Genomic DNA, 16,703 nt, shown 5'->3' with positions numbered 1-16,703 from the left:
AGTAAAAACAATAATGATTGATTACATTAGAAAGAGCGAATTAAGCAAAGTGTGATGACTGTCAAATTTATGAATTCACATAAGATTTTAAAGGTATTTAGAAAAGGCATCACTTCAGACAGCAACCCATCAGGAATTCAAATAACACCCTGCTTTTTATGATAATCATGTCAGTTATACGCAGCAGAAAACGGGCAGAAATGGGGATAAAAAGCCGATTTCATGAGTATTTTGATGGGTTTTAAGTGGGTGTTACTCCCCTCAATAGAGAGGAGTAAGGGTCACCAAAGAAGAGATTATGCTGTTGGTTCGACGACGGTTTTGCGCTGATTTTTAGTCATCAAATGATAAACCACAGGCACAAAGTAGAACGAGATAAGGGTGGTTAATACTGTACCGCCGACAATCGCGACCGCAAATGGGGGCCAGAAACCGCCACCAGCAATAATCAACGGCATAAAGCCACCAACGGTTGTAATCGTGGTCGAGCTGATATGACGAGTACACGACATCACAGCTTCTACCACCGCATCCACATTGCCTGATGAGGCTTGCTTATCGAGTTTTAATTCCGTCAAAATCACGATAGCAGCGTTAATTGCTAAGCCCGCAATCCCGAGCATGGCGATGATCACCGTGAAGCCGAACGGATAACCGAAGATCCATACCGACAACAGCCCTAGCCCACCAGCCAATCCTGCTACCATGAAGATGATACTACTCATTCGGAACGAGTTGAACGACATCACCACCACCAAAACCATCAATACCACCACAACAGCGACATTCGAGATCAGGCTATTGACTGAATTGTCTCGCTCCGCTGATTCGCCACCAAAACCAATGGTGTAACCCGATGGCATCTCATAGCTTGCTAAGCGTTTTTGGAATTCATTAAGTACGGTTTGAGGTAGAACACCCGCTTCAATGTAACCCTCGATGGTATTCACACGCTGCCCGTTACGACGAGTAATCGCACCGCGACTGGTCGTCAGTTCAAGCTCGGCTAAGGTAGACACATTGATACCGGTTGAGTAGACATCTGAACTGATCGGCAAACGAATATTACTCAGGTGCGAAAGATCCTCACGCGCGTCATCCGCGACACGAACACGAATTGGCACCGATTCACTGCCCTCAATCACCGAGCCACTTTCACGACCAGTTAGTGTGGTTTGCAACATGCCAGCAAATTGGTTCAATGAAATACCGTTGAGTTTCGCGGTATCTTCATCGACCTTCAACCACACCTTCGGCGTACCCGGTTGCAGTGTTTCCCTTGTGTGAGTCACATGAGGGACACCTGCAAGAATCAAGCGTACATCTTCACCAATCGCTTTGAGCGTATCCAGATTTTCACCATAAACGCGCAACTCAACGGGCGCGGTAAATGGAGGCCCTTGATTAAGCTTTCGTACCAAGATCTGCGCCTGTGGTACTTCTTTATCTAACACCTTTTGAAGTTCTGGAATTAGCGCATTGGCTTGATCAAAGTTTTCTGTTTTCACCATCGCTTGCGAGAAGTACGGCGCGTTGTTTTGCCTCGCTTGTAGGTTGTAATAAAACGATGGGAAGTTCGCGCCCACTAGCCAATCAATGCGTTCCACTTCTGGGTAGCGATGAATGATATCGTCTATTTTTTCAGAGGTATTCTTCGTAGCATAAACACTCGCTTGCGGCGGCATGTAAACCTGAATCTCAAACATGTCTCTATCAGATGGCGGGAAGAATTGCTCAGTCAGCTGAGACATACTCCAGTAACCCGTAAACGGAACCAACAACACCAAAGCAATAGTGATGATTGGATGCGTGACACCAAAGCGAACAGAAGACGAGAACCAACGTGTTAGTGCAGGAATTCTTAAGCCCGTCATGTACCAATGATGCTGCCCCTTCTTATCAACATCGCTGAGTTGTTCCGGCAGTAGCTTGGTCGCTAAGCCTGCGATTAAGGTGTGCGAGATTATGTAAGAGCCTATCAACGAGAAAGACACCGTAATCGCAATACCGCCAACGAATTCACCCGATGCGCCCGGCATCAAAATGATTGGTGCAAACGCCAAAACGGTAGTCAAAGTGGAACCTAACAACGGTACCCATAAATGCTTCAATGCATTCATGGTCGCTTCTGCTCGCTGTTGCCCTTTCAATCGGTAAGCTTGAATGGTGTCGACCATCACCACCGCGTTATCGACCATGATGCCTAATGCCACAATCAAGCCGGTTACCGACATTTGGTTAATCGGCACACCGGTCATTTTCATGATCGACAAGGTCAGTAATGAGGTTAACGGCAGAGAAATCGCCACTAAGATCGCGGCACGCACGCCTAAAGTGACAAACAACACAATCAAGATCAGCACGAAACCGATCATCAAACTTTTGCCCAAATCGTCCAAGCGTGTTTCGGTATAGCCTTGCTGATTGAAAAGCACGTTGACCTGAATATTGCTCGGCAGCTCTTGCTCAAATCGACTGATGAGCGCGTTGGCTCGCGACGTCCAGTTATCGACTCGCAGATCAGGATGCATTCTTGCCGCGACAATCACACCCGGCTCACCATCAATAATGGCAATCTGGTCTTGTGGGGTTTTCTCACCACGTTTCACAGAAGCAATGTCTTCCATACGGATAATGTGACCTTTGCTATCAGTGGCTATTGGCACTTGTTTAATACGTTCAATGGAATCAAGTTCAGACTTAATCTCTAAGCCAAAGCGAGAATACGCACTGACTAATTCACCGGCAGAGTTTTTAGCATCCGCTCCTTCAAGAGACTCTGCAATATTGGCACTTGAACGCCCAAGGGCAGCAGCGTCTGCGGTGCGTAAACTGATTTGAATCTCTTCTTGTGGCATCCCGTATTCGTCAACGAATTCAGTACCCGATAAGGTTCTCAACCGTTTGGCTAACTCTTTGGCATAACGGCCAAGCGTCAGTCGATCCGGCTCACCTGCACCAGACCAAGTCAGCGCGGTAATCGTGGTAAAGGCATAGGTGTGGTCGCTGTCGAGATCGGGAGAATGAGAGCCCGCTGGCAAAATAGATTCGATGTCAGATAGCTTGTCACGAGCTTGAGACCAGACGGGTTCTGGCTCGGTGATGGTGTCATTCAATTCGAGCGTGACAATAGACACGCCCGGCCTTGAGGTTGAGCTCACTAACTTAACTTCACTCAGCTCACGCAGCTTGTTCTCAATCACCTCAGTAACCAAGGTTTCAACACGTTCGGCACTGGCGCCAGGGAAGCTCGTAGTAATGTTCGCGTAACGGTTGATGATGACTGGATCTTCTGCACGCGGCAGCGTCATGAACGCAGAAATACCACTCACCATGAGCAGCGCGGTCATTAAAATAAGTAGTCGAGTGTTGGAAATAGTCTCTATGATTTTCATACTATTTCCTATTCAGCAGAAACGCTTGCTGGATTAACAGTTTGACCCGGAACCAAACGATGTAAGCCACTGGCTATCACCTGCTCGCCTTCTGTAATCGCACCGCTCACATAAGCTTGCTGATTGTTGGCAAACAGCACCTGAACACTTCGGCGCTCCACCTTATTATCTTCACCAACCACAAAGATGTTCCACACACCGCGCAGACCATCAATCAAACCGGTTAATGGAACCCAATAACCTTGGTCATCAATTTGCTCATCAAACTTAAGATAAGCAAGCTGCCCTTCTAATACTGAAGCTTGATCAGGAAAAAGGTAACGTAAGCCGACACTGCGAGATTGAGTATCCACCATCGCCCCAGGATTCAGCAAGTTCACCGCGTACTCACTACGCCCGACTCGAATACTTGGTGAGGAAAGTGAAGTCACTTTTTGCATTTGATGTGCAGGAATACCAATGAACGCTTCTTTACCTTCAGAGGCAAGCAGTGTCAGTGTTGGGTTGCCCACATTCACCACATCTCCTAGTGAGACAAAACGTGTCGCGATGGTGCCAGAGTATGGGGCACGCACCGTAGATTTAACCTGTTTTAGGTCATTACCTTTCACAGACGCATCAATACGTAACAAGTTTGCTTGCAACACACGTTGCTCACTGGTCAGCGAGTCAATTTCAGCTTCCGCACTGAAACCTTTGGCTTTTAATGAACGTTGGCGTTTCAAGTTTGCCGCCACCAAGCTCAATTGAGCTTCCACTTCGTCGGCTTGCGCTTTCAGTTGGCTAGCTTCGGTCTGCAACAGTTGGATATCTAATCTGATTAGCGGTTGGCCTTCGGTTACTGTGTCACCGACATCAACTAAGATTTCTCGCACTTTACCTGCCAATTCAAAACCTAAATTAGCCTGCTGTCCCGCCTTAACGACACCGACATATTCGCGTTGTACTGCATAAGAAGAAGACAGCGCCAAAGCCATCGTTTCCACGGTTAAAATGGTTTGGACGCTCGAAGTCGTTTTAGCGGTTGAATCATCCGACTCTTGGGCTTGTTCCTTTTCGCCGCATCCAACAAGAAAAGCCGACAACGCCACTGCTACTGCGCTTCCCTTCATCAATTTATACATACGTACTGTTCCTATGCGGTACTCAATTATGTTCTTTTTTTAGACTAACCAAATCAAACTAGACTGTCTAGTTTGATTATGTTAAAAATAAGTTTCATCGTTAATGATTGATAAAACCATCACAAAAAGCATAATGCTTAGCCTGTATCGAGAAACACTCAGACAAATATTTAAAGATACAAACGCAACGAGACAGAACTAAGTAACGAGACAGCACTAGGTAACGACCCAACACTAAGTAACGAGAAGCAAGCACGTGACTAAAATCATCAAGAGTGAACAGAAGAGATCGCAGATCTTAACCGCAGCCAGCCAACTTTTCTCTGAACATGGCTTCAAGATCAATATGGATCAGATAGCCAAAGCAGCGAACGTTTCCAAGCAAACGGTCTACTCTCACTTTAAAAACAAAGACGAACTTTTCGAAACCTGCATGCAAACCAAGTGTGCGGAGCGAGAACTCAGTCCTGCTGCCTTTGATATGGATGCAGCGGTGGGTGATGAGTTGGTGAAATTTGGTGTGAAATTTCAGGATTTGTTACTTGATGAGCAATCTAGACAAACCTTCCAAAATGCCATTAGCCAAGCGAATACGCATCCAGAGATCGCCTCAATCTATTTAGAAACTGGGCCTCAGAAAACCACAAAATTACTCGCCGATTACCTACAGTCGAAAATAGAATCTGGTGATCTCACACTGTCGACATCAAGCTCACCAGTCATTGCTGCACGCCAACTGTTGCTGATGTTTCACGGCAAATCGGCGTATTGGGGATTCTTCGGACACGATAGCGGTGAGTCACAAGATGAAAGACTTCACTACACGCGTGAATGTGTCGCACTATTCTTAAACGGCAACCAACCTCGTTAATAGCCCATAGCTAAGTTTCTCATAGCACCTAGTCCGCATTCTGGGCTGATTCAAGAAGCAGTTCATAGAAACGATTAGCAGCAGGGCCTGTCTTGGCTCCTTTTGGCAAAGTCAGGTGCAGCGGAACGTGATACCCACTGCCATTTTCCACGTTCAACACAGTGAGCTTGTCACTTCCTCGACTTTCAACAATGTGCTTAGGCAATCGGCAATAGCCCACACCCTGCCCTACCGCGCCAAACGCATGGTCGAAATTATCCACCGTAATACGCTGACTCGACTTCAACCACCCTACATCCTTTTTCTCACCTTGTTTTTTACTGCCTTGACTAGCTTGAGCACCTAAATCTCTCACCACAATTTGTGGAAGAGACGACAGCTGATTAAGCGATATGGATGACATGCTAGCTAACGGGTGCGAGCAAGCAACGACAGGCTCCATCATCGTAAAACCAAAGGCTTCAGCAGGATAATTGGTGATCGGTAAGTTGATAATGGCAACATCAACCAATTCTTGAATGACCATTTCCGTGGTCTTAGACAATGAAGTTTCAATCACTTGTATTGATGTGGTGTTATTCTCAGCCATAAACGCAGCCATAGGTTTGTAAAGGCGCTCAAGACAACACAAATGATCAACCGCCACCACAATTTCAGACTCCATACCTTTTGCTAGCTGTTCACTAATCAACTCTAGCTCGCGAGCTTGTTCCAACATGCTACTCGCTCGGCGCAGCAGCGACTTTCCGTCTTCCGACAGTACCGCCCGACGACCTTCAACCTGAACCAAAGACACGCCCAGTTGATCTTCCAGTTTTCTCAACGCATAAATCAGCGTGGTGTGGCTCTTATTCAATTGCAGTGCCGCCGCCTGAATGCTGCCAGCCCGGTCTATCTCATAGAGTGTTTGCCATTGGTCGAGGGTGGTCTTTAATCTCATTGGTCTAAAATCCTGACATTTATTAACTATATTATGAACTTTTCTGTCTGTTTTTTACAGGTAATATCTATTTCAACAGGCAATCAAGCCTCCTATGTTTTGCGAAATGACCATGAGTCTCAGCGCAATACCAAGTAACTGTTTGGAGAAATAACCATGAAATTATTACAAGTCGATTTTGAATTTAGCGGCCCATTTGGTGAAGAGATGTCGAACGCACTCGTTGACCTAGCAAAGTCTATTAACAACGAACCGGGTATGATCTGGAAAATCTGGACAGAAAATGAAGCTGAAAAACTGGGCGGTGGTGTCTATCTTTTTGAAGACCAACTCAGTGCAGAGACGTACCTAGCGATGCATAGCGCTCGCCTTAAACAGATGGGCGTCGACGAAGTACGTGGTGTGATTTTTGACGTTAATCAGCCTTTAACTACCATTAACAAAGGCCCAATCAACGACTAGTTAATTCGCTGAATGAAAACAAAGCGATTGAAATGAAAATAGAAACAGCGAAAGGCACGAGATAGAGAGATAACAAATGAACAATAAAACGTTTTTAGGCCTACACGGCATCATTTACGCAGGGTTTGCCTTCGCGTTGTTTTTCCTACCAACGGTCATGTGGCCTATGTACGGCGTGGAAATTAATGATAGGTACGCTTATTTTCTCTCTCAACACACCAGTATCTTCCTTGGTGGTATCGCCGCGATAAGCTGGTTATTGCGAGATATTGAGCCCGGAGTCAGTGCCAAAAAGCTCATCCAAGGTTTGGTTGTGGCCAACATGCTGGGTGCCATCATCACCCTGTATGCCGCGTTTACAGGCATTTTTGTTGGCTTCGGCTGGAGTGATCCTGCGTTCTTCCTTTCACTATCGGTGCTCAGCGTGTTGCAGGTTCGTCGACAAGGCTAGTTCATACAAAACACGAAACCAATAAAAAGGGAACAGGTGCACTCTTCATCTGTTCCTTTTTCTCAATCAACTGTCGTTAACTTCGCGCGCTCAGCTTATTTGCTGTGCTCAACGTAAATCAATTCATCAGTATTGAAGCCACGCTCTTTAGACATCGCTTTGAACTTCTCCATCACTTCTGGCGCAACCTCTGGTGTTCTTGAAAGTAACCACAAGTAGTCAGTATCTGGGCCCGAAACAAACGCGTATTGGTAGTTCTCTTTATCCAACTCAAACACCACATAAGCGCCATAGAATGGACCAAAGAACGACACCTTCAGATAGCCTTGTTCGCTGCCTTCGACAAAATACGCTTTGCCTTCCGCCTCGTTCCATTCGCCATCTTCAGCCGAATAGCCGCGGTTAATCACCTTAACGCCACCATCATCACGCAGACTGTATTCGGCACTGATGTTGTCTAAGCCACGCTCAAACGAATGGTCTAAACGAGCCACTTCGTACCATTTCCCTAGGTATCGATCCAACTCGAACTGTTGAACGGGCTTAACCGTTTCAGGCATGCCAACGCAACCACCCAATAGAATCACACTAAGCAGCAATAATATTTTTTTCATCCTAACCTCGGCTTTTTTTTATTAGTAATGAGAGTAAGCCTTGTGAAAACATAAACTTACATCCTTGGTAATACGTTAAATCCATTTTTAAAGTTCACCTAACTGTAATTTATTCAGAATCTTATGTGAATGGTTTAGTCTGTGAATGAATCAATGGTGTTTCATTGCTATTCGATATTGAGTCGGAGTCACCTGCTTATACGATTTAAACTGGCGATTAAAGTTGGCTTGGTTGTCGTATCCCACTTTCTCCAAAATCAGATTCACTGGCAGTGAAGTATTAATCAATAAATCACACGCCACATTGAGCCTAATTTTCTTTAGCCTTTGACTAAAACTCTCGTTGTAGTGTTTTTGAAATAAGCGCCTAACGCTACTCTCACTAATGTAGAGATGCTTGGCTAAGTCATTAACCGAGATGTCGTGATTAAAATTGTTCACCAAGAAAGCTTCAACCTTGTCCAACTTATCGCTGACTTCATCTTCATCATCCGAGTTGAAGACAGGGTTAATCAACTGCACTACCTCTTGATCCTCAAGCAAAAGTGCAAACAAAGAGAACAAGGTAAGCAGTTGTTGATGTGGCGACTGGTTCATCACCTTATTCAACAATTCCGTCGCTTTCTCTGCAGTCGCGGGTGAAAACTGAAGCCCTTTCTTTGATTCTTCTAGCAATACACGTAGCGGTTCGAGCTCTCGACAGCACGCTATCAATTGCTCTATCCAATCTTTGCGAAACCAAACTACGTGCGTTTCACATATTCGCGAATCATCAGCGCTCTCGTCCGAATAGATAGCATGAGGTAAATCTGGCCCAACCAAGATCATGTGGTTGTGAAACACATCGCTTTGGTGATGCCCAATAAAGCTATGGCCAGTAAAGTGACGATGAATCGCGATCTCGTACTCTTCATGTCGGTGCCAACCATAGCTTTTACAGTTCTCGACGATTTTCTTATAGCGCCATGATGTGCCAATTCGTTGTGGCACTTTTTCCAAGTAACCTTTCATTGTGATGCTCAGTGACGTTTTAATATTGAAAGTATACGCATCAAACCATTTAGATTAGCACATTGACTGAAAAGTATTGAACATTGCGCTAACGATACTCATCCGGTTGTCACCGCTAAATATACTTCAGGTGAACTTAATCAGGAGAGCAACTATGGACACTTTATTATTAAAAATTCGCGATATGATTCTTGCCACACGTCAGCAGTGGATAGGCGAGATCACCTACAACCACAACATTAAGGGTGATCACACTTGGAAACTCTATGGCTATAACTCTTATGACGAATACAGAAAAGATCTGCGTAAGAGCCTAAAACAGGAGTCGTGATTGAAGATTTGTTCAAGCCACAATTTATTGATTAGTCGCAGCTTTTATCTGTCATTCATGTAGAGTTTCACACTGGCCACTCGCTTTCTATACTTATTAAACAGTGGAACATGGAATAAATAATAATGAACAATAAGCTCACTTTGCCACGCACTGCATGGATTGCATTATTCGTTAGCCTAGTCACTGTGCCATCGGCTTTTTCTCAAACCCTAACCGCAGACCAGATCTTTACCAATGCCGACATATATGGGCATCGCGAATCAGACTCGATCGTTACCCATAAAGGCAAGATCATCTTCATCGGTGACAATTCACAAGCGAAAGCTTTTCAAGGACAGAATACCGATGTCATCGACTTGGAGAATGCCTTTGTTTTGCCGGGGTTCATTGATAATCATAACCATGTATTTGAAGCCGCCTCAGAGCTGGGTGGCAATTGCGAACTGGATTCTGAAGCCACATTAGAAGAGCAAATCCCTTACTTAGAAGCCTGTAAAATCAATGCCGAGACCAATGGCAGAGGTTGGCTAATGGGTTATGGCTTTTCTCTTGAGTCAACACTCGACAGCGACTCTGAATACACACCACTTGAGATCATCGACAGCATCTTCCCTGATCGCCCCGTGGTGCTTATGGAGCAAACCTCTCACTCGATGTGGGTCAACTCGAAAGCATTAAAAATAGCTAGAATCAGCCAACAATCTCCTGATCCACAAGGTGGCGCTTATTTAAAAGACCAAGACAGCGGCAAGCTCAATGGCATCTTATTAGATAATGCTGGCGACCAAATTATGGAGATGGCGTGGAACAGCCAAAGCGAGCTATTTGAACAAAGCTATCAAGGGTTAATGTTCGGGCTTGAAGAAGCCGCTGCGCACGGCATTACCACTATTGGTGACGGCCGGATGTATTGGAAGCGAGGTTGGTATGACGTTTGGCTAGAGGCCGAGCAAAATCAAGACTTAACAGCGCGTGTGTCGTTACGCCCTTGGGTGTATCCATCGATGGCGATGCCTTCTCAATTAGAAGTATTTGAGAAGATGTATTCCGATGACAAAAACCGCTTGCTGCTTGTCGATCAGGTAAAAATGTACAGCGATGGAATCTTCATTAACGGTACAGCAAAAACACTCGCGCCCTATTTAGATACCTATCTGCCACAGTCTCCCAATGGCCTAAACTACATTCCACCATCACAGATGAAAGAGTGGCTAACCGCGCTCGATAAAATCGGTTTTAGTGCGCACATTCATGCGATTGGTGATGGTGCGGTTCGTGAATCTCTTGATGCGATAGAAAGCGTGCGTAAACAAGGTTCGCAAAAGCCTTATACCCTCACTCACATAGAGTTAATCAATGGTGCAGACGTTCCCCGCTTCAAGCAGCTCAATGTCTCAGCGGACTTCCAAGTCGGTTCCGATTACGTAGCCAAGCATCAACACCAATGGGCCGAAGCCTTCCTTGGTGCTCGCCGCGCCAAAGCCATGATGAACCTAGACGCGATACTCAAAACCGACGCCAATATCACCCTGAGCAGTGACTGGAACGTACACGACATCAATCCCTTAGTTGGCATCGCAAATAGCTTAATCATGGGCAAAACAGGCCTAACTGATATCTACACAGCTATCGACGCTTACACGCTCAATGCAGCCAAAAGTCTTGGAATAGAAGACGTAACAGGTTCTATTGAGGTTGGGAAATCAGCGGACTTCGCCATTCTCGACCGGGACATCACCACAGTGTCAGCAAGACAAATAGCCAAGACTCAGGTGTTGATGACGGTGTTAAGAGGGGGTGTGGTTTACGGAAAATAAAGCCAATAAGCGGAGCGAATTGGTTATCGCCACACAAACGAAAACGAGCCAGCTTATTCAGCTGGCTCGTCTGTTATTCACATATGTATTTTAGTTCTGTTACGCGTTGGGCTCTTTTAGTGCTTTCTCATTTGATTCTTGCTTTTCATCCAGAGCAAAGTAGATCTTCGATACAATCACTTCAGCAACCAGAATCGTAAATACCACAGCGAAGAACGCTACCACACCGCCCCAAGGGCCTGTGAAGCTCACCTTGTCACCGAACATAAGGTTTATCGCTTCTAGCATGACAAATTTTGAGCCAACAAGAATAATGTATGTCGACAGCGCTCGATACACCTTAGGTGCCGTTCCAGATTTCTGTTTGAAGTAATCCGCTACCTTGTGTTCTAAGCCAATAGAGAGCTTCAACAATAACTGCAGTAACAACGCCGCTATCAAAGAAATAGTGAAAGATTCAATGTTGACGAAGTCCCAGTACTCATCGAAAAAGTTAAGCACGACTAAGTCCACCAGCACGGCTAACGTGTAACCTACAAATAGGCGTTGTGGTGTGTTGAACCCGTAAACTTTGTCTGATTTAGTCATTCTGTCTCTCTCTAATTTGATAAGTAGCCTTGATTTGAAATACATCTTAGCGTTCGAATAGAAGCAAAACTTACCATTTCATGACACCACTCAAAATCATTCACAACACAAATGAATCGTCATAATGTCTTCGCACCTCCACCTTCAATAATCCTGATCGACCACGTATCACTGTAAAGTAAAATGGCACTATCGAGCAAAGTGCCACTCTCGAGTAATTTGCTACTCCCAAGTAACCTTCCACTACCGAGTAACCTGCCACTACCAACTAAAGAAAGAATAGAGACGCTAAATGGATGACCCGTATTTAAGCAATGAGTGTGTTAGTTGAAATCTTGCGTCCAATAAGACATCTTCGATGTATCTGACTTACTGACTTTGTATCCAATCCCCATCTTTGTGTGTCGGCTATTCATCACGTTTTGGCAGTGACCTTCGTGACCAGCCCAACTATTAAGACCGGCATTGTTAACTTGCCCATCACTTCGCGGACTGGTGTAACCAAAAATAGGAATCACAACCGAATTGGATGAGAGGACAAACGCATTCTGACCAGAACTGTTCACAACAAAGTGACCTTGAGCATCTCTTCGGTACTGCTCATCAGAGTTCAACTGGGCATTACTCGCCGTGTTACTATCCCAAGCGATAGGAGCTGCTGGTGGGTAGTTACCACTCGGAAATGATGAACCAAAGGCATCACAATAACGTTGTGTCGACCTCGCACAATTTGTTGAGATGACAGATTGGTACTTAATACTGTTCTGGCTTAGATCTTCCGGAATGTTCACAATTCGGCACCATTTTTCATCGGCAACGCCTTGGCCAGGCATCCCCCAAACCGCACCATTCAATAATTGATTTGTATCTAGTGAAGAGAAATCGATGAGAGTGTAGCTATTAAGCTGACCTAAATCCAAATCGATCTTTCCAGATGAAGTGTTCAACTCAAAGATCGAGGTCCCAACCTCCTTAGCTGCTGCATTAATTTTATCGCGCTGTAATAATTCCCAAGAATCACCAAACCGCTCTTTTGACTGCTCTCCATAAGCTTGAGCGATAAAATCATAAGTGGGTAGATTAGACTCCACTCCGTTCTCATCTTTGGAAACTACGCTGCCAACGGTTTTAAATTCCAACGAACTGTCGAACACCGCATCGTTAAACACATACGATCCCAAGAGCTCACTAGAACAAGCGTTGCTTTGCATATCGTATCGATATTCAGAAATTGTACCGTCCACAAGTAACTGATGACTTTTCCTTTGCGCGCTTAACCCTGCGGTTTCATAACAGTGCCAATCGTTAACAAAGTTACTGCCATTATCGATAACGATCGTTGGTACCGCGATATCCACATCAACCTTCTGAGTATCCCCACCTTTGAATGCAGGCAGTTCATTTTTAACGGAAATAGAAGAATAATTTCTGATCGGAGCCGTTGTATCGACAAAGCCTTCGATAGCAAAAATCATATTGTTGCTAAGAGCTTTAATGTCAGGCTGCTGAGAGGTAGATGATGAGTCGGGATTACTTGGATTACTTGGATTACTTGGATTACTTGGATTACTTGGATTACTTGGATTACTTGGATTACTTGGATTACTTGGATTACTTGGATTACTTGGAGCATTAGCGTTGTTAGAAGTTGTACTGTCACCTCCTGACGAACTTTCTCCGCCACAACCTGTAATAATCAGTGCTAAAAGGGCGACTGCCGAGATATTTTGTTTTTTCATGAGTTAATCCTTAACCATATATTTTTCTTGATGTAAGGATGTTGCCTCATAGAACGAACTTAAATTTCAGACCAATGTCAGAGCCCCCAAATACTGACACCGATTTAACATTTTATAAGATATTGTCAACTTAACGTTCGGTCAATAAGCCTATGAACTAATTCAGTATTTTCCTTAATCCTTCCGTTTCAGAGCCAGTTACAGTTCGGTAAATTGATTCTCAACACAAGGTGACGACGATTTGAAATACACCTTAACGTTCGAATAGGAAAAACTTAGAAATATAGAAAAGCACCAAAAGATAAGTCTCGTCATTGCTTGTCACCAAATGGCCATTCTTCAAATGCTGCACCCCATATTATTACTCCATCAGCGACACACACTCATTTCCAAAAGGTGCAGACTATGAAAAAGCTAATCATTAACGCGAACATATTTAACGGTGTTGATAACAACTTAATCGAGAACGTATCAATCCTCATCGAAGATAACTTGATCACTCAGATTGGAGAGATTGACCCAACGATTGCCGATGAAACGATTGATGCTCAAGGCGGTACGGTCATGCCAGGCCTGATTGATGCGCACGTTCATATCACGCTCTCTGCCTCTTTTAATGTCATTGATACAATGACTCGTGAAGAAGTGGCGATTCGCTCAGCAAAGATTTCAGAAGAGATGTTGATGCGCGGCTTTACCACCATTCGTGATGTGGCGGGCAACACGCTTGGCCTTAAGAAAAGTATCGATAACGGCTACGCAACCGGCCCTCGTATTCTTCCTTCAATGGCGGCGATATCTCAAACCTGTGGTCACTCCGATTACCGTCAAAACCAAGCGCAAGAACGATTAGCCAATGGACACGAAGACTCGCCAATGATGAAGCAAGGCGCAATGAAAGTGGCAGATGGTCGCTCAGAAGTCTTGAAAGCCGTACGTGAGCAGTTATTCATGGGTGCTTCACAAATCAAAATCATGGCTGGCGGCGGTGCATCTTCAACGTTCGACCCACTAGACACACTCCAATTCACATCAGACGAGATGAAAGCCGCCGTTGAGGCTGCTTCGGATTACGGTACTTATGTTGCCGCGCACATCCACACCTCCGATGCCATGCGTCGAGCAGCCGAAGCGGGCGTGATGTCTTTCGAACACGCAACAATTATGGATGACGACATTGCCGAGATCATCAAAGAGAAAGGCATTTGGGTGATTCCGTCTTACTTTACCTCTTCACTGATTGCAGAACGCAAGATCCCACTGCCAAACGAAGAAACCTATCGCAAGACAGAACGTGTAGGTAAAGCCATGTTCAAGTCGGCAGAGCTAATTAAAAAATACGACATCCAGAACATCGCCTTTGGTACCGACTGTGTCGGCGAAACCAATGTTCATGCGACACAATTGAATGAACTAGGTGCGATTGAACAAGTGTTCGATACCATCACCGCACTTCGCATGGCGACATCAAACTGTGGGCGTTTGTTCGAGATGTCGACGTACCAACACCCATACCAAGAAGGCAAGTTAGGTCTGATTGTTGAAGGCGCGTATGCCGACCTATTGATCATCGATGGCAACCCACTCGAAGGCGTAGCGTGTGTTGCCAACACAGAGACACAAAAGCTGATCATGAAAGACGGCAAGGTATATAAAAATAACCTCTAATTAAGAACCTAAAGATTAGAATAAACAACGGTGCTATGGCGGATTCGTCATAGCACCGTTTTCTTATTTGAAAATTAATTGTGATTTTTTACCGTCTTTTTTAATCAAGCTTCGTCTTACAGATATTCCTTCACTGGACAACGCTTCAAACCTTGTGCGCCTTTGGTAAAACACCACCTCACACACGTTATGTGCCCCACTCCAGTGCTTTTATTTGATGTAGATATAGGAGCTTAAAATGAGCTTTACGTTACTGGCACTGAGTGCCATTTTTCTCGGCTTTTACGTCGTGTTATCTCGCTTTAAAAAACAGAAAAAAAGCTTCAACTTCCGCGTTCTTAGCGCACTGGTTGGCGGCCTTCTGTTTGGTGGCATTATCCAAGTAGTACTGGGCACCGACAGCGCGGCTGGCTTGCAGTTCTCAGAGCTTATCTCTTTGTTCGGTAATGGCTACGTCAAGCTACTCCAGATGATAGTAATACCGTTAGTGTTTGTTGCCATGACAGCTTCCATCATGAATGTAGAAGGCACCAGTGCACTCTCGAAAATCGCACCTAAAGTGATTGGCGTGTTGATTTTCACCGTGGCTATTTCTGCAGTAATCGGAATTGCGAGTATCTACTTGTTCAACATCGACGCGAACAGCTTAGTCAATGCAATGGGAACTAGCACTGCCATTGAAGCGCGCAGCGATAGCCTGCTATCGACTCAAGAGCTGATGTCGAACAACACCTTCACAAGCTTGGTGTTGTCTATCATCCCGACCAATATTTTTGAAATGCTGACTGGCGCAGAAAGAACCTCAACACTATCGACGGTTCTATTCGGTATATTCCTTGGTTTTAGCATTCTCCAAGTGAAAAAGCGTAAGCCAGAGAAAGTGCAAAGCTTTGTTGATTTCATCAATGCAGCAAAAGAAGTCGTGCTATCGATGGTGCGAGAAATACTTAAGCTCACCCCTTATGGCGTATTTGCTTTAATGACCAAGTTCATGATGAGCAACGATTTGTTCGCACTCTCTGAAATGGGCCGATTCGTTATTGCAAGCTACGCGGCGATCGCAGCGATGTTCATTGTTCACCTTGTACTTGTTGGCTTGTTTGGTTTGTCTCCGAAGACATTCGCTAAAAAATCTTGGCCCGTACTGGTGTTCGGATTTGGTTCTCGCTCAAGCATGGCAGCCATTCCGCTAAACGTTGAAACACAAACTCAGCGCCTTGGTGTAGATGAAGAGACAGCCAATATGTCGGCAACATTCGGGACCAGCATTGGCCAAAACGGTTGTGCCGGTATTTACCCTGCAATGCTTGCCATCATGGCTGCACAAGTGATGGGTATCCCGATTGATTTGAGCTTTGTTCTACAACTTATTGCCGTGATTGCCATTGCTTCATTCGGTATTGCGGGTGTAGGCGGCGGTGCGACCTTTGCAGCGGTTGCCGTGCTAACCATCATGGGATTGGACATCACGATTGTAGCGATACTGGTATCTATTGAAGCCTTGATTGATATGGCACGCACCGCTCTCAATATCTCTGGGTCGATGTTGTCTGGTGTTCTTACTGCTAAGACTAACGGCTCATTGAATACAGAACAGTACAAAGCACAAGCCCTGTCGAATACGACCAATGGCGAGATTCCAGCTTAAGTTTTTAACTTAACGTCAGTCGCTTCAAGTCACTCAGAATC

14 protein-coding genes are annotated in these 16,703 nt (G+C 45.0%); 7 read left to right on the top strand and 7 right to left on the bottom strand.

The window, feature by feature from the left end; all coding sequences use genetic code 11:
- Positions 1 to 296: 296 nt before the first annotated feature.
- Together DUN60_RS03540 and DUN60_RS03535 are read right to left on the bottom strand one after the other, a co-directional pair.
- Positions 297 to 3,395 carry an efflux RND transporter permease subunit gene (locus tag DUN60_RS03540; protein ID WP_114633187.1) on the bottom strand — a complete coding sequence of 1,033 codons (3,099 nt, stop codon included), beginning with the start codon at positions 3,393 to 3,395 and terminating at the stop codon, positions 297 to 299.
- Positions 3,396 to 3,403: 8 nt separating this feature from the next.
- Positions 3,404 to 4,519, bottom strand: coding sequence for an efflux RND transporter periplasmic adaptor subunit (locus DUN60_RS03535; RefSeq protein ID WP_114633186.1), 1,116 nt, complete (start codon positions 4,517 to 4,519; stop codon positions 3,404 to 3,406).
- 256 nt (positions 4,520 to 4,775) lie between these two features.
- On the opposite strand from DUN60_RS03535, the gene DUN60_RS03530 reads away from it, so the two are divergent.
- Positions 4,776 to 5,390, top strand: coding sequence for a TetR/AcrR family transcriptional regulator (locus DUN60_RS03530; RefSeq protein WP_016791089.1), 615 nt, complete (start codon positions 4,776 to 4,778; stop codon positions 5,388 to 5,390).
- Positions 5,391 to 5,418: 28 nt separating this feature from the next.
- Here DUN60_RS03530 and DUN60_RS03525 read toward each other — a convergent pair whose 3' ends face one another.
- Positions 5,419 to 6,330, bottom strand: coding sequence for a LysR family transcriptional regulator (locus DUN60_RS03525; protein ID WP_114633185.1), 912 nt, complete (start codon positions 6,328 to 6,330; stop codon positions 5,419 to 5,421).
- A gap of 156 nt (positions 6,331 to 6,486) precedes the next feature.
- On the opposite strand from DUN60_RS03525, the gene DUN60_RS03520 reads away from it, so the two are divergent.
- On the top strand, positions 6,487 to 6,792 hold the full coding sequence (locus DUN60_RS03520; protein ID WP_060982885.1) for a monooxygenase: 306 nt from the start codon (positions 6,487 to 6,489) through the stop codon (positions 6,790 to 6,792).
- Positions 6,793 to 6,868: 76 nt separating this feature from the next.
- On the top strand, positions 6,869 to 7,243 hold the full coding sequence (locus DUN60_RS03515; protein WP_114633184.1) for a hypothetical protein: 375 nt from the start codon (positions 6,869 to 6,871) through the stop codon (positions 7,241 to 7,243).
- 95 nt (positions 7,244 to 7,338) lie between these two features.
- Here DUN60_RS03515 and DUN60_RS03510 read toward each other — a convergent pair whose 3' ends face one another.
- Positions 7,339 to 7,857: a lipocalin family protein gene (locus DUN60_RS03510; protein WP_017084640.1), complete on the bottom strand. Its 519-nt coding sequence runs from the start codon at positions 7,855 to 7,857 to the stop codon at positions 7,339 to 7,341.
- Between the two features lie 150 nt (positions 7,858 to 8,007).
- On the bottom strand, positions 8,008 to 8,868 hold the full coding sequence (locus DUN60_RS03505) for a helix-turn-helix transcriptional regulator (RefSeq protein ID WP_114633183.1): 861 nt from the start codon (positions 8,866 to 8,868) through the stop codon (positions 8,008 to 8,010).
- Between the two features lie 154 nt (positions 8,869 to 9,022).
- Here DUN60_RS03505 and DUN60_RS24515 point away from each other — a divergent pair, with 154 nt between their 5' ends.
- Both DUN60_RS24515 and DUN60_RS03500 read left to right on the top strand, forming a co-directional pair.
- Entirely contained in the window at positions 9,023 to 9,199 is a 177-nt protein-coding gene (locus DUN60_RS24515) for a hypothetical protein (RefSeq protein WP_167409356.1), read from the top strand.
- Between the two features lie 125 nt (positions 9,200 to 9,324).
- Entirely contained in the window at positions 9,325 to 11,019 is a 1,695-nt protein-coding gene (locus tag DUN60_RS03500) for an amidohydrolase (protein ID WP_114633182.1), read from the top strand.
- A 99-nt stretch (positions 11,020 to 11,118) separates the two neighbouring features.
- Here DUN60_RS03500 and DUN60_RS03495 read toward each other — a convergent pair whose 3' ends face one another.
- Positions 11,119 to 11,607: a hypothetical protein gene (locus tag DUN60_RS03495; protein WP_010439759.1), complete on the bottom strand. Its 489-nt coding sequence runs from the start codon at positions 11,605 to 11,607 to the stop codon at positions 11,119 to 11,121.
- A gap of 323 nt (positions 11,608 to 11,930) precedes the next feature.
- Positions 11,931 to 13,346 (bottom strand): CAP domain-containing protein, encoded by a 1,416-nt coding sequence (locus DUN60_RS03490; RefSeq protein ID WP_114633181.1) that lies wholly within the window; start codon positions 13,344 to 13,346, stop codon positions 11,931 to 11,933.
- A gap of 405 nt (positions 13,347 to 13,751) precedes the next feature.
- Between DUN60_RS03490 and DUN60_RS03485 the strand changes: the two genes are divergently transcribed.
- Together DUN60_RS03485 and DUN60_RS03480 are read left to right on the top strand one after the other, a co-directional pair.
- A complete protein-coding gene (locus DUN60_RS03485; RefSeq protein WP_114633180.1) occupies positions 13,752 to 15,014 on the top strand; it encodes a metal-dependent hydrolase family protein in 1,263 nt (420 codons plus the stop codon).
- A gap of 238 nt (positions 15,015 to 15,252) precedes the next feature.
- Entirely contained in the window at positions 15,253 to 16,662 is a 1,410-nt protein-coding gene (locus tag DUN60_RS03480; protein WP_114633179.1) for a cation:dicarboxylate symporter family transporter, read from the top strand.
- The last annotated feature ends 41 nt before the right edge of the window (positions 16,663 to 16,703 follow it).

The sequence above is a fragment of the Vibrio splendidus genome (genome assembly GCF_003345295.1).
In the GTDB taxonomy this organism is placed as follows: Bacteria; Pseudomonadota; Gammaproteobacteria; order Enterobacterales; family Vibrionaceae; genus Vibrio; species Vibrio splendidus_K.
Note: the sequence above shows the minus strand (reverse complement) of the source record. Positions and strands in the feature narration are given on the sequence as shown.

Excerpts from the sequence above, each read along its gene's own strand:
- DUN60_RS03540 (WP_114633187.1), bottom strand. The coding sequence starts at position 3,395 with ATGAAAATCATAGAGACTATTTCCAACACTCGACTACTTATTTTAATG.
- DUN60_RS03535 (WP_114633186.1), bottom strand. The coding sequence starts at position 4,519 with ATGTATAAATTGATGAAGGGAAGCGCAGTAGCAGTGGCGTTGTCGGCT.
- DUN60_RS03525 (WP_114633185.1), bottom strand. The coding sequence starts at position 6,330 with ATGAGATTAAAGACCACCCTCGACCAATGGCAAACACTCTATGAGATA.
- DUN60_RS03520 (WP_060982885.1), top strand. The coding sequence starts at position 6,487 with ATGAAATTATTACAAGTCGATTTTGAATTTAGCGGCCCATTTGGTGAA.
- DUN60_RS03515 (WP_114633184.1), top strand. The coding sequence starts at position 6,869 with ATGAACAATAAAACGTTTTTAGGCCTACACGGCATCATTTACGCAGGG.
- DUN60_RS03510 (WP_017084640.1), bottom strand. The coding sequence starts at position 7,857 with ATGAAAAAAATATTATTGCTGCTTAGTGTGATTCTATTGGGTGGTTGC.
- DUN60_RS03505 (WP_114633183.1), bottom strand. The coding sequence starts at position 8,868 with ATGAAAGGTTACTTGGAAAAAGTGCCACAACGAATTGGCACATCATGG.
- DUN60_RS24515 (WP_167409356.1), top strand. The coding sequence starts at position 9,023 with ATGGACACTTTATTATTAAAAATTCGCGATATGATTCTTGCCACACGT.
- DUN60_RS03500 (WP_114633182.1), top strand. The coding sequence starts at position 9,325 with ATGAACAATAAGCTCACTTTGCCACGCACTGCATGGATTGCATTATTC.
- DUN60_RS03495 (WP_010439759.1), bottom strand. The coding sequence starts at position 11,607 with ATGACTAAATCAGACAAAGTTTACGGGTTCAACACACCACAACGCCTA.
- DUN60_RS03490 (WP_114633181.1), bottom strand. The coding sequence starts at position 13,346 with ATGAAAAAACAAAATATCTCGGCAGTCGCCCTTTTAGCACTGATTATT.
- DUN60_RS03485 (WP_114633180.1), top strand. The coding sequence starts at position 13,752 with ATGAAAAAGCTAATCATTAACGCGAACATATTTAACGGTGTTGATAAC.
- DUN60_RS03480 (WP_114633179.1), top strand. The coding sequence starts at position 15,253 with ATGAGCTTTACGTTACTGGCACTGAGTGCCATTTTTCTCGGCTTTTAC.